Annotated in this window: 13 protein-coding genes; all 13 read right to left on the minus strand. The window is 67.6% G+C overall.

Translation table 11 applies throughout. The annotated features are described in order from the left end of the window. Positions 1 to 15 precede the first annotated feature (15 nt). Positions 16 to 387, minus strand: a complete 372-nt coding sequence (gene mnhG / locus L3V85_RS11970; RefSeq protein ID WP_237679419.1) for a monovalent cation/H(+) antiporter subunit G — start codon at positions 385 to 387, stop codon at positions 16 to 18. After that, positions 384 to 662 (minus strand): K+/H+ antiporter subunit F, encoded by a 279-nt coding sequence (locus L3V85_RS11975; RefSeq protein WP_237679420.1) that lies wholly within the window; start codon positions 660 to 662, stop codon positions 384 to 386. The genes mnhG and L3V85_RS11975 overlap by 4 nt, the downstream gene beginning before the upstream one ends. Continuing rightward, the gene (locus L3V85_RS11980) at positions 659 to 1150 is read right to left on the minus strand and encodes a Na+/H+ antiporter subunit E (protein WP_237679421.1); all 492 of its coding nucleotides are present in this window, start codon (positions 1148 to 1150) and stop codon (positions 659 to 661) included. Before L3V85_RS11980 ends, L3V85_RS11975 begins: the two co-directional genes overlap by 4 nt. Next, positions 1147 to 2865, minus strand: a complete 1719-nt coding sequence (locus L3V85_RS11985) for a monovalent cation/H+ antiporter subunit D (RefSeq protein WP_237679422.1) — start codon at positions 2863 to 2865, stop codon at positions 1147 to 1149. Before L3V85_RS11985 ends, L3V85_RS11980 begins: the two co-directional genes overlap by 4 nt. A gap of 82 nt (positions 2866 to 2947) precedes the next feature. Beyond that, positions 2948 to 3298 carry a Na+/H+ antiporter subunit C gene (locus L3V85_RS11990; protein ID WP_237679423.1) on the minus strand — a complete coding sequence of 117 codons (351 nt, stop codon included), beginning with the start codon at positions 3296 to 3298 and terminating at the stop codon, positions 2948 to 2950. Then, positions 3298 to 6246, minus strand: a complete 2949-nt coding sequence (locus tag L3V85_RS11995; protein ID WP_237679424.1) for a monovalent cation/H+ antiporter subunit A — start codon at positions 6244 to 6246, stop codon at positions 3298 to 3300. The genes L3V85_RS11990 and L3V85_RS11995 overlap by 1 nt, the downstream gene beginning before the upstream one ends. Before the next feature lie 76 nt (positions 6247 to 6322). Then, the gene (gene crcB / locus L3V85_RS12000; protein ID WP_237679425.1) at positions 6323 to 6700 is read right to left on the minus strand and encodes a fluoride efflux transporter CrcB; all 378 of its coding nucleotides are present in this window, start codon (positions 6698 to 6700) and stop codon (positions 6323 to 6325) included. Between the two features lie 84 nt (positions 6701 to 6784). Continuing rightward, on the minus strand, positions 6785 to 7102 hold the full coding sequence (locus tag L3V85_RS12005) for a ComEA family DNA-binding protein (protein ID WP_237679426.1): 318 nt from the start codon (positions 7100 to 7102) through the stop codon (positions 6785 to 6787). Positions 7103 to 7240: 138 nt separating this feature from the next. Then, on the minus strand, positions 7241 to 8410 hold the full coding sequence (lapB, locus tag L3V85_RS12010; RefSeq protein ID WP_237679427.1) for a lipopolysaccharide assembly protein LapB: 1170 nt from the start codon (positions 8408 to 8410) through the stop codon (positions 7241 to 7243). Next, positions 8400 to 8738 carry a LapA family protein gene (locus L3V85_RS12015; protein WP_237679428.1) on the minus strand — a complete coding sequence of 113 codons (339 nt, stop codon included), beginning with the start codon at positions 8736 to 8738 and terminating at the stop codon, positions 8400 to 8402. Before L3V85_RS12015 ends, lapB begins: the two co-directional genes overlap by 11 nt. A 57-nt stretch (positions 8739 to 8795) precedes the next feature. Beyond that, positions 8796 to 9122 (minus strand): integration host factor subunit beta, encoded by a 327-nt coding sequence (locus L3V85_RS12020; protein WP_093236803.1) that lies wholly within the window; start codon positions 9120 to 9122, stop codon positions 8796 to 8798. A gap of 71 nt (positions 9123 to 9193) precedes the next feature. Further along, entirely contained in the window at positions 9194 to 10882 is a 1689-nt protein-coding gene (gene rpsA / locus L3V85_RS12025; protein ID WP_081266812.1) for a 30S ribosomal protein S1, read from the minus strand. A 194-nt stretch (positions 10883 to 11076) separates the two neighbouring features. Next, the gene (locus L3V85_RS12030; protein WP_237679429.1) at positions 11077 to 13089 is read right to left on the minus strand and encodes a bifunctional 3-phosphoshikimate 1-carboxyvinyltransferase/cytidylate kinase; all 2013 of its coding nucleotides are present in this window, start codon (positions 13087 to 13089) and stop codon (positions 11077 to 11079) included. Position 13090 lies beyond the last annotated feature (1 nt).

Here is a 13090-nt window from a genome sequence, read left to right on the forward strand (position 1 = left end):
GCCGGACCGGCCCCGTCAGCCCTCGTAGGGCGGGATCGGTCCCTGGTCGGAAGGCGAGGGCGGCGGCACGTCGCCGTTCTTTTGCCGCTCGCGGAACAGCGCGGCGCGCATCAGGAAGATGGTGGTGACTGGCGTGGTGAGCGCCACGAACAGCACGATCAGCACGCCGTGCAGCGAGAAGCCGTGGTCCTGCGCCGAGAAATACACGATGGTGGCGACCGTCATCGACCACACGCCGCCGGTGGCACCCAGCGTGGGCGCGTGGATGCGGCGAAAGAAGCTCGGCAGCCGCACCAGGCCGAAGGAGCCGATGGCCGCGAAAGCCGCGCCAAGCACCACGAAGACGGCGGTGACGATCTCGGCCCACAGCGGCAGCGAGTCGTTCATTCGATCACCTCCCCGCGCAGCAGGAACTTGGCCATCGCCGTCGAGCTGACGAAGCCGAAGAGCGCGATCAGCATCGCGGCCGCGAAGTACACGTCGCTCGAGTAGACGATGCCCAGCACCAGCATCATCAGCATGCCGTTGATGTAGAGGCAGTCCAGCGCCATCACGCGGTCTTGTGCGGAAGGGCCGATGAGCAGGCGCGCGACGGCGCAGAGCATGGCCACCGCCAGCAGGAACAGCGCGAACTTGAGCGACCAGAAAAGGATGGGCGTCATGATTCGAAGATCTCCATCAGCGGACGTTCGTAGCGGCTCTTGATCTGAGCGATGAAGGCCGCCTCGTCCTCGAGGTCGAACACGTGGATCAGCAGGGTGCTGCGGTCGAAGGCCACCTCGCCCCAGGCGGTTCCGGGCGTGAGGCACATGATCATCGCGAGCACCGCGAGGCCGTTGGGGTCGCGCATGTCCAGCGGTATGCGCAGGAAGCTCGCCTGGATGTGTTCGCTGCGGCGCGTGAGCAGCGCGCGCGCCACCGCGAAGACCGACACCGACATGTCGTAGAGCACGATGGCCGACAGCCGAAGCGCCACGCCGGGCCGGCGCATGCGCACCGTGGCGGGCCGCAGGCCCTGGGTCAGCAGCGGCACGGCGATGGCGAGCAGCACGCCCGACAGCAGCGTGCTTGCCTCGAGCGACTGGTTCAGCAGCAGCCAGATGACGAACAGCGCCAGGGACAGCGGCGGGGAGGGAATCAGGCGTCTCATGGCGTGGCGCCCTTTGCTTCCGCTTTGGCGGCCGGTACTGGATTGGGCACCTGCCGCGCCTGCATCACCGCCGCGCGATAGGCCGTGGGCGTGCGCAGGCCCTCGGCGGTGGCCATCGCGTGGCGCAGCACCGGTTCGGCCCAGACCGTGAGCGCGATGCAGGTCGCGATCAGCCCGGCCACGGGCAGCACCTCGAGCGCCGGCAGCGAGGGCAGGTTGCCGTGCGGCTGGGTCCAGAAATGCCGGATGCCGGTGCGGGTCAGCGCGATCAACGCCAGGAAGCCGGAGGCGATCAGTAGCACCAGGAAAGTCCAGCCGGCGGCGCCGATCGCGCCGTTGACGCCCATCAGCCCCGTGAGCATCGCGAACTTGCCGACGAAGCCCGACAGCGGCGGCAGGCCGGTCAGCAGCAGCGTGCAGATCAGGAAGCTCAGGCCCAGGAAGGCGACACCGGCCGGAATCGCGCGGCCGTAGAGCGCCTGCGCGTCGTCGTCCAGGTTCACGTCGCTCAGCGCGCTCAGGTCTTCGGCCAGGAAAGGGGCGGTGCCCGCGGCCTCGTGCGGCGCGACGCTCATGCCGGCATTGCGCCAGCGCTCGATCATGTCGATCAGCAGGAAGAAGGCGCTCACCGCGAGGGTGGAGCTCAGCATGTAGAAGAGCGCCCCGGCCCACACGGCCGGCTGCCCCAGTCCCACCGCGGCGAGCAGCGTGCCCGCCGAGATCAGCACGCTGAAGCCCGCGAGGTTCGACAGCCGCTGCGTGCCGACGATGCCGAAGGCCGCCACGAACAGCGTCGCGATGCCCGCGCCCACCAGCACCGGCTGGCCGAAGGCGGCCGATGCGCCGGTGTCGGGCGCGAACAGCACCGTCCACAGCCGCAGCACGGTGTAGACGCCCAGCTTGGTGAGCAGCGCGAACACCGCGCCCACCGGCGACACCGCCGAGCTGTAGGCCGGCACCAGCCAGAAGTTGAGCGGCCACGCCCCTGCCTTGGCGAAGAAGGCGGTGAAGAGAATGGCCGTGGCCGCGTGCACCAGGCCGCGGTCGCCCGGCGCGAGTTCGGCGATGCGCATGCCCAGGTCGGCCATGTTCAGCGTACCGGTCACGCCGTAGAGGATGGCGGCGCCGATCAGGAACAGCGAGGACGCCGCGAGGTTGATCGCGATGTAGTGCAGCCCCGCCTGCACGCGCAGCCGGCCGGAGCCGTGCAGCAGCAGGCCGTAGGAGGCCGCCAGCATCACCTCGAAGAACACGAACAGGTTGAACAGGTCGCCCGTGAGGAAGGCGCCGTTCAGGCCCATGAGCTGCAGCTGCAGCAGCGGATGGAAGTGCACGCCCGCGCGGTCCCAGCGCGAGGTGGAATAGATCGACGCCGCGAAGGCCACCACGCCGGTGAGCGCCACCATCATGGTCGAGAGCCGGTCGGCCACCAGCACGATGCCGAAGGGCGCGCGCCAGTTGCCCGGCAGGTACACGCCAATGGAGCCGGGTCCGCCGCCGGTTTCGGGCGCGTTCACCCAGCGCAGCAGCGCCAGCGCCGCCAGCAGGCCGACGAGGCCCGAGACCACGCTCAGGAAAGACTTGGTGCGCCGGCGGTTCTCGCCCAGCAGCAGCATGAGCGCGGCCGTGAGCATTGGCACGAGGATCGGCACCGCCACCAGGTGCGGCATGCTGAACTCGAGCAGCTGGTCGAGAAGGTGGAAGATTTCTGTCATTGGCTAGCCCCCAGGCTTGCCACTGCGTGTGCTGCGCCAACCCCCTCACGGGGGCCCGCGCCTTCGGGCGGCCGTGCGGCGCTCATTCCGCCTCCTGCCGTTCTTCACCGTCCACGTGGTCGGTGCCGGTGAGGCCGCGCGAGGTGAGCATCACGACCAGGAAGAGCGCCGTCATCGCGAAGCCGATCACGATGGCGGTGAGCACCAGCGCCTGCGGCATCGGGTCGGCCGTGTTGGCCAGCGTGGCCTGGAAGCCCTTGATGAGCACCGGCTCGCTGTCGACCTTGAGCCGGCCCATGCTGAAGATGAACAGGTTGACCGCGTACGAGATCAGCGTCAGGCCCATGATGACCTGGAAGGTGCGCGGGCGCAGCAGCATGTAGACGCCCGAGCCGGTGAGCACGCCGATGGCGAGTGCGAGCACGATTTCCATCAGCCGGCTCCTCCCTCGGCCGCGGCGACGGCGGACGCCTCGGATTCTTTTTCTTTTTGCTCGTCGGCCCAGCGGTGGCTACGGATCGACTGGTGGGCCAGCGCGGTCAGGATCAGCATGGTGGCGCCGAGCACCAGCGCGAACACGCCGATGTCGAAGAAGAGGGCGCTGGGCACGTGCACTTCGCCCAGCACCGGCAGGTGCAGGTGCGCGGTGTGCGTGGTCAGGAAGGGGTAGCCGAAGAACACCGCGCCGCCGCCGGTGGCCAGCGCCAGCAGCAGGCCGATGGCGATCCAGCGGCGCGGGTAGATGCGCAGGTGCTCTTCCACCCATTCGGTGCCCGACACGATGAACTGCAGCACCAGCGCGACCGACATCACCAGCCCGGCGACGAAGCCGCCACCCGGCGCGTTGTGGCCGCGCATGAAGAAGTAGACCGACACCAGCACCGAGATGGGCAGCAGCAGTCGCACCAGCACGGCCGGCACCATCAGGTAGCCGACGGCGGTGTCCTTGGCGCGGCGCGGGTTCAGCAGGTCGCTGCTGCCGTCGTCGGCCTGCAGCCGCTGCTGGATCGGCAGCGCCATCGACTCGATGGCGGGGCGGAAGCGCCGCAGCAGCGCATACACCGTGAGCGCCACGATGCCCAGCACGGTGATCTCGCCGAAGGTGTCGAAGCCGCGGAAGTCGACCAGCATCACGTTGACCACGTTCGTGCCACCGCCCTCGGTGAGCGCGCGTTCGAGGAAGAAGGGCGAAATGCTCTGCGGGAATTCGCGCGTCATCATGGCCCAGGCCAGCGCGGCCATGCCGCTGCCCGCGATGGCGGCGATCAGCAAGTCGCGGCCGCGGCGGCCCCAGGGCCTGAGCCGCGCCCGCGCGGGCTGCACGACGTCCTTGCTGCGCATCGGCAGCCAGCGCAGGCCCAGCAGGATCAGCACCGTGGTGACGGCCTCGACCACCAGCTGGGTCAGCGCGAGGTCGGGGGCCGAGAACCAGATGTAGGTAACGCACGAGACCAGGCCCGCTCCTGCTGCCAGCATCAGTGCCGCCAGCCGGTGGAACTTGGCCTGCCACGCGGCGGCCACCGCGCAGGTGCCGCCGATGAGCCAGGTCATGGCGAACATCGGCGAGAAGGGCAGCAGCTCGCGCGTGCCGGGCGCGGCGGGCGTGAGCGAGAGCGCGGCGGTCGCGCCCGCGACGGCCACCACCACCAGCAGCAGCAACTGCCACTGCATGCGCTTCGTGCCGAACAGGCGGCGGCTGCGCCGGCCGGCTTCGCTCAGCAGCGCGATCAGGTGCTCGAAGATGACCTGGCCGTCGAAGCGGTGCAGCAGCGGCGTGTTCTCGAGGCCGCCTCTCGCGCGCCGGCGGCGCTGCAGCAGGTAGAGCGCGGCGCCGCCCGCCAGCGCCACGAAGCTCATCAGCAGCGGCAGGTTGAAGCCGTGCCAGACGGCCAGGCTGTATTCGGGCAGCGTGCCGCCGACCACGGGCGTGGCGGCGGCGGCGAGCATCGGCCCGACGGACCATGCCGGCGCCACGCCCACCACCAGGCACAGCAGCACCAGCAACTCGACCGGCACGCGCATCCAGTGCGGCGGCTCGTGCGGATGCTTGGGCACCTCGTCGCCGCAGGGCGGCCCGAAGAACACGTCGAACACGAAGCGCGCCGAATACGCCACGCTGAAGATGCCGGCGATGGTCGCGATGACCGGCAGGCTGAAGTCGACCCACGGCGTGGCCTGGATGAACACCGTCTCGGCGAAGAACATTTCCTTCGAGAGGAAGCCGTTGAGCAGCGGCACGCCGGCCATCGAGGCGCTGGCGATGATGGCCAGCGTGCCCGTGATGGGCATGAGCCGCATCAGGCCGCTGAGCTTGCGGATGTCGCGCGTGCCGGTCTCGTGGTCGATGATGCCGGCCGCCATGAACAGCGACGCCTTGAAGGTCGCGTGGTTCATCACGTGGAAGACGGCGGCCACGGCGGCGAGCGGGCTGTTCAGGCCCAGCAGCAGCGTGATGAGCCCGAGGTGCGAGATGGTCGAGTAGGCGAGCAGCGCTTTCAGGTCGCGCTGGAACATGGCGATGAAGCCGCCCAGCAGCAGCGTGATGGCGCCCGCGCCGCCCACCAGCCAGAACCATTGCTCGGTGCCCGAGAGCACCGGCCACAGCCGCGCCATGAGGAACACGCCCAGCTTCACCATGGTGGCCGAGTGCAGGTAGGCCGACACCGGCGTGGGCGCGGCCATCGCGCGCGGCAGCCAGAAGTGGAACGGGAACTGCGCGCTCTTGGTGAAGGCGCCGAGCAATATCAGCACCAGCGCGACCGGGTAGAGCGCATGCGCGCGGATCAAATCGCCCGAGGCCAGCACCACGTCGAGTTCGTAGCTGCCGACGATGCGGCCCAGCACCAGCACGCCCGCCAGCAGGCACAGCCCGCCCGCGCCGGTGACGGTGAGCGCCATGCGCGCGCCGCGCCGCGCGTCACGGCGGTGGTGCCAGTAGCCGATCAGCAGGAAGGAGAAAAGGCTGGTGAGCTCCCAGAAGAGCACCATCTGGATGAGATTGCCCGAGAGCACCACACCCATCATCGCGCCCATGAACGCGAGGAAGAACGAGAAGAAGCGCGGCACCGGGTCGGAGGCCGACATGTAGTAGCGCGCATACAGCACCACCAGCGCGCCGATGCCCAGCACCAGCATGCAGAACAGCCATGCGAAGCCGTCCATGCGGAACACCAGGTTCAGGCCGAGGGCCGGCAGCCACTGGATTTCTTGCCGCAGCACGTTGCCGTGCGCGATCTGCGGAAAGAGCCACGCGGTCTGGATGGCGCAGCCCAGCGCCACGAGCCCCGCGAGCGTCGACTCCCTGTTGCGCGCGTTGGAAGGCATCAACGCGGCCAGCACGCTGGCAATGAATGGGAGGGCGACGAGAAAGACCAGGGGCATTGTGGTTGATTCTATCGGCGGCCCCTATCAAAGGCCTTATCTATAACCGCAAGACATAAGGCAGTTTTCGGGACATTCAGGCCGAGAAAGCCTGCACGGTTCGAAAGCCGAGCCAGGTGAGGCACAACGAGCCGCCCAGGTGCAGCATGAGCGTGGCCAGCGCGAGGCCGAGCCGGCCATTCATCAGCATGCCGACGATCTCTGCCGAGAAACTGGAGAAGGTGGTGAGCGTGCCGAGGAAGCCTGTGATGACCATCAGGCGCCAGGCCGGGTCGATGTCCGGCAGGCCGTTGAACACGCCGATGGCGATGCCGATGAGATAGCCGCCGATCAGGTTGACCGCCAGCGTGCCCCAGGGAAGCACGCCTCCGGGGTTGAGCCAGGTGGCAAAGCCCCAGCGCATGAGGGCGCCGACGCAGGCGGCAAGACAGATGACAAGGGCGTTCAGCAGCATGCGGGGGATTATCCGCAAGCCGCCGCCGATGAGTCGGCAATGAAAAAGCCGCCCGGAGGCGGCTTCGTGGTGTGCCGGAGAGGCTCAGGACTTGGAGGCCTTGGCCGCCTTGCCTTCCTTGGGCGCGGCGGCCCCTTCGGAGAAGGCCTGGCCGTTGACCGTGAGGCCCTCGGCCGACAGCTTGGCGGCCTTCTTTTCCTTCACGCCCTTCACGCGCTGCATGAAGTCGGGCCAGTCCTTGAATTCCTTTTCCTTGCGCGCGTCGATGATGCGCTTGGACATGGCGGGCCCGACACCCTTGAGGCCGTCGAGTTCGGCAGCCGTGCCCTTGTTGGCGTCGACGGCGGCGAACGAGGCGACGGCGAACAGCATGGCCGTGGTGGCCAACAGCTTCTTGAACATATTGAAAACTCCCTGTGATTTGTTGATGTGACTGACAGCCGACAAGAACGTCGGCCCGGGCACAACGGGATCAGGGAGCGGGGCGTTGACGCCCTCGGGCCGCAACAGCCTCCGGGTGACTATTGTTCTGAATTGTGGTCAGAGTTCTTCCACGCGGCGGGGCGGATAGCTGTCCCAAGCCTGGCAGCCGGGGCAGTGCCAGAAGTACTGGTGCGCCTCGAAACCGCAGGCCGCGCAGCGATAGCGCATCAGCGGCCGCGTGGCCTGGTCGAGCGCGCGCTGCACCTGCGGATGGAACTGCTCGTGCTCGAAGCGCTCGCCCGCGAGCCAGCGCGACGCGGCCACCAGCGATGGCTGCTGCGCGAGGTGGGCGATGTAGCCGTCGCGCGGCGTGGGTTGCGGCTCTTCCGCGGTGGCGCTGGGCGTGCCGCCGAGGGCGATGAGTGCCTCGAGCACGTCGATCGACGGCGACTCCACATAGCGCCGCTGCAGCAGCGCCAGCGCTTCGCCTTCGCGATGCGCGCCGACGGCCGCCTGCTGCAGCGTGGCGGCATAGAGCGGCAGCGCGAGCGGTGCGGTTTCGCTGAGTGCCACGAGGGTGTCGAAGGCGGCGGCCGGCTCGCTCTTGCGCAGCTGGAGGTTGGCGGTATCGATGGCCGGGCGCGGCGCCTGCGGAGCCAGCTCGACCGCCTGCGCCAGCAGCTTGGTGGCGCCGGGCAGGTCGCTGGCGGCCACGCGTTCGGTGGCCTGCTCGCACAGGTGATGCGCGCGGCGCGTGGCGTAGCTCGCCTGGTCGGACTCGTCGAGCTTCTGGGCCACATCGGCGGCCTGGGCCCATTCGCGCGAGCGTTCGTAGATGGCCAGCAGCGAGAGCCGCGCCTCGTTCTCGTAGCGCGTGCCTTCGAGCTTCTGCAGCGCGGCTTCGGCGCGGTCGAGCAGGCCGGCGCGCAGGAAGTCCTGCGCCAGGGCGTGCTGGGCGCGTTCACGGTCGGTGCGACTCAGGTCGCCGCGACCCAGCAGGTGCTCGTGCACGCGCACGGCGCGCTGGTATTCGCCGCGGCGGCGAAACAGGTTGCCGAGGGCGAAATGCAGCTCCTGCGTGTCGGGGTCGTTCTGCACGGCCTCGATGAAGGCGTCGATGGCCTGGTCCTGCTGCTCGTTGAGCAGGAAGTTCAGGCCGCGGAAGTAGGCCTTGGGGGCTTGCCTGTTCTCGAGCTTGAGCTGGCGGATGTCGAAGCGCGATGCGAGCCAGCCCAGCACGAAGGCGATGGGCAGGCCGATCAGCAGCCAGCTGGGATCAAAGTCCATGTTGACGTACGGCGGGAAGGTCGGTGGCGGAAATGGGCGGGGCCGCGACGGGGGCGGCCGTGGCCGCCGGTGCCACGGGGAGGGGGGCTTCGGAAGGAACTGCTGGCAACTGCGCCGCCGCGGTACGGTGTTTCCACCAGCCCGGCAGCATGCCGAGCGCACCCACCACGAGCCCGCCGGCGAAGGCCGCGAGCACGACGAGCACCAGCGGTGCGCGCCAGTAGGTGCCGAAGAAGAAATAGACGGTCGCGTCGTGCTGGTTGTTCAGCGCGAAGGCGAAGAGCGTAAAAAAAATGGCTGCCTTGAGCAGCCACAGGAGGTATTTCATGCACGTTCCCGTTGGCGGGACGATTCTACGTTTGCAGCCATCGGGGCCGCCTGTCCGTCAGGCCTTGCGGGCCTTGGCTTCCTTGCCGGCGTCGAGCTCTGCCGTCTTGGCATCCACCGCTTCGCGCAGCGCCTTGCCGGGCTTGAAGTGCGGCACCCGTTTTTCGGGGATCTGCACGCTCTCGCCCGAACGCGGGTTGCGGCCGATGCGCGGCGGACGGCGGTTGACCGAGAAGCTGCCGAAGCCACGGATCTCGATGCGGTGTCCGCGCACCAGCGCGTCGCTCATCGCGTCGAGGATGGTCTTGACTGCGTATTCGGCGTCGCGGTGCGTCAGTTGCGCAAAGCGGGCTGCGAGTTCTTCGACGAGGTCTGAGCGGGTCATAGGCCAAACAAAAACGTGGACGAAAAAAAAGACAGAGCGGCCCCAGGGCCTGCTCTGTCTCCGGACTCAGCTTACTTGTTGTCGCTGTTGTCGAGCTTGGCGCGCAGCAGTGCGCCCAGGCTGGTCGTGCCCGCGTTTTCGCGTGCCGACTGCTGGCTCAGGCTGGCCATGGCGCCTTGTTCGTCGACCATGTCCTTCTGCTTGATCGACAGCTGGATGTTGCGGGTCTTGCGATCCACGTTCACGACGATGGCGGTGACTTCGTCGCCTTCCTTCAGCACGTTGCGGGCATCTTCGACGCGGTCGCGCGAGATTTCCGAAGCACGCAGGTAGCCGATGATGTCTTCGCCGAGGTCGATTTCAGCGCCGCGGGCGTCCACGGTCTTGACCTTGCCGGTCACGATCTGGCCCTTGTCGTTCACGGTGGTGAACGTGGTGAACGGGTCGCTGTCGAGCTGCTTGATGCCCAGCGAGATGCGCTCGCGGTCGACGTCGACTGCCAGCACGATCGCTTCGACTTCCTGGCCCTTCTTGTAGTTGCGAACGGCGGTTTCGCCGGCTTCGTTCCACGAGAGGTCCGACAGGTGCACCAGGCCGTCGATGCCGGCAGCCAGGCCCACGAACACGCCGAAGTCGGTGATCGACTTGATCGGGCCCTTGACGCGGTCGCCACGCTTCGTGTTCTGAGCGAACTCTTGCCACGGGTTGGCCTTGCACTGCTTCATGCCCAGGCTGATGCGGCGCTTGTCTTCGTCGATTTCCAGGACCATGACTTCGACTTCGTCGCCCAGCGAGACGATCTTGTTCGGAGCGATGTTCTTGTTGGTCCAGTCCATTTCGGAGACGTGCACCAGGCCTTCGATGCCGGGTTCGAGTTCGACGAACGCGCCGTAGTCGGCAATGTTCGTGACCTTGCCGAACAGGCGGGTCGATTGCGGGTAGCGGCGCGAAACGCCCATCCACGGGTCATCACCCATTTGCTTGAGACCCAGCGAGACACGGTTCTTTTCGGTGTCGAACTTGAGGATCTTGGCGGTGATTTCCTGGCCGGCCTGAACGACTTCGCTCGGGTGGCGGACACGGCGCCATGCCATGTCGGTGATGTGCAGCAGGCCGTCGATGCCGCCGAGGTCCACGAACGCACCGTATTCGGTGATGTTCTTGACCACGCCGCGCACGACTGCGCCTTCCTTCAGCGTTTCCATCAGCTTGGCGCGTTCTTCGCCCATGCTGGCTTCGACCACGGCACGGCGCGACAGCACGACGTTGTTGCGCTTGCGGTCGAGCTTGATGACCTTGAATTCGAGGGTCTTGTTCTCGTACGGGGTCAGGTCCTTGATCGGACGCGTGTCGATCAGCGAGCCCGGCAGGAATGCGCGGATGCCGTTGACCAGGACCGTGAGGCCGCCCTTGACCTTGCCGCTGGTGGTGCCGGTGACGAAGTCGCCCGATTCCAGCGCCTTCTCGAGCGCGAGCCACGAAGCCAGACGCTTGGCGGTGTCGCGCGAGAGGATGGTGTCGCCGTAGCCGTTTTCGACGCTGCCGATGGCAACGGAAACGAAGTCACCGGCCTGAACTTCGAGTTCGCCCTTGTCGTTCTTGAACTCTTCGATCGGCACATACGCTTCGGACTTCAGACCGGCGTTGACGACGACGTGGTTGTGTTCGACACGCACGACTTCGGCCGTGATGACCTCGCCGGTGCGCATTTCGGAACGCTTCAGGGACTCTTCGAATAGGTCGGCAAAAGATTCAGACATTTATGGTTCCTTCCGTCAGGCAGGGTTGGCAGGCGCTCTTGCGAAATTGCGTGCGGCTGCTGTGGGTCTGGAGACGGCGGTTTTGTGGGCTGGTGCCCGGTTGGTTAAACAACCAGCAGGCCGGTGCGCTGTCGCGCGAAGAGAGCCTGCTGGAGCGGTATGCGCCTTCGGATATTCCGTCTGGCGCCAGCTTTTCAAGCGGACTTGAAAGGCTGTACTTGCTGCCACCAGTCCAACACCTGATCGATCGATTGCTCGATGGACAGCTGGGAGTTGTCGAGATGGCGTGCGTCCTGCGCCGGCTTGAGAGGGGCGACGCTGCGGGATGAATCCCTGGCGTCGCGTGCTTCCAAGTCGGAGCGAAGACTGTCGAGTGTAGTCGAAATACCCTTTGAAATCAACTGCTTATGGCGCCGTTCGGCGCGCTCGGCGGCGCTGGCCGTGAGGAAGACCTTGAGCGTTGCGTCGGGGAAGATCACGGTGCCCATGTCGCGGCCGTCGGCCACCAGGCCGGGCAGCTGGCGGAAGCGCTGCTGCAGCGCCAGCAGCGCCTCGCGCACCGCGGGCAGCGTGGAGACGCGGGAGGCGTCCATGCCGGCGGCCTCGGTGCGGATCTCGTCGCTGACGTCTTCGCCGGCCAACAGCACCTTGCCCTCGGTGAATTGAAGAGGCAGGGCGGCGGCCAGGGCGGCGATCTGGGCTTCGTGCTGGGCGTCGGCGCTCAGGCCGGCGCGGCGCATGGCCAGGCCGGTCACCCGGTAGAGCGAGCCCGAATCGAGGTAGTGGTAGCCCAGCAGCCGCGCCACCTCGGCGGCCAGCGTGCCCTTGCCGGAGGCGGTCGGGCCGTCGATGCAGATCACCGGCACTTCGGTGGCTTCGGCCACCGAGAACAGGGTCTCGAAGTAGTCGGGGAAGGTCTTGGCGACGCAGTGCGGATCGAGGATGCGCACCGGCACGCCGGCCGGGTTGAACGCCGCCAGCGAGAAGCACATGGCCACGCGGTGGTCGTCGTAGGTGTGGATGCTCGCCGGGCGCCAGCCGGCCTGCGCCAGCGGTTGCACGCGGATGAAGTCCGGCCCGGCCTCGACCGAGGCGCCGAGCTTCTTCAGCTCGTTGGCCATCGCGTCGATGCGGTCGGTTTCCTTCACGCGCCAGCTTGCGATATTGCGCAGCGTGGTCGGGCCGTCGGCATACAGCGCCATGACGGCCAGCGTCATCGCGGCGTCGGGGATGTGGTTGGCGTCCAGGTCGATGGCCTTGAGCGGCCAGGCGCCACGGCGCACTTCGAGCCAGTTGGGGCCGCTGTCGACCTGTGCGCCCATCTGGCGGGCGGCGTCGATGAAGCGGATGTCGCCCTGGATCGAATCGGCGCCCACGCCCTCGATGCGGATGCCGTCCTTGCCGGAAACGCCAGTGGCAATGGCACCCAGTGCTATGAAATAGCTAGCAGACGATGCGTCGGCCTCGACATGGATGTCGCCCGGCGAGCTGTATTGGCTGCCGGCCGGAATGGTGAAGCGTTCCCAGCCGTCGCGCCGCACCTGGATGCCGAAGCGCGCCAGCAGGTTCAGCGTGATCTCGATGTAGGGCTTGGAGATCAGCTCGCCGACCACCTCGATCACGATGTCGCCGGCGGCCGCCAGCGGCAGCGCCAGCAGCAGCGCGGTCAGGAACTGGCTCGATACGTCGCCGCGCACGCGGATCGGGGTGTCGAGCGCCAGTTCGCCGTGCGGCACCGGATGGATGCGCAGCGGTGGATAGCCGGGGTTGCCGAGGTAGTCGATGCGGCAGCCGAGCTGGGTCAGCGCGTCGACCAGGTCGCCGATGGGGCGCTCGTGCATGCGCGGCACGCCGCTCAGCTCGAATTCGCCGCCCAGCAGCGACAGGGCGGCCGTGAGCGGGCGCATCGCGGTGCCGGCGTTGCCAAGGAACAGCGGCAGCAGCGTCTCGCTGGGCTTCAGCTTGCCGCCGAGGCCGGTGATGCGCAGCGTGTTGCCGTCCGGATCGATGCCGCAGCCGAGCGCGCGCAGCGCGGTGAGCATCACGCGGGTGTCGTCGGAATCGAGCAGGTCGTGGATGGTGGTGGTGCCGCTTGCGAGCGCCGCCAGCAGCAGCACGCGGTTGGAGATGCTCTTGGAGCCCGGCAGCCGGACCGTGCCGTCCGCGCCAGCAAGGGCCGGGAGGTCGAGGAAGGTCGTCGAGAACATC

Source organism: Variovorax paradoxus (assembly GCF_022009635.1).
Classification (GTDB): Bacteria; Pseudomonadota; Gammaproteobacteria; order Burkholderiales; family Burkholderiaceae_C; genus Variovorax.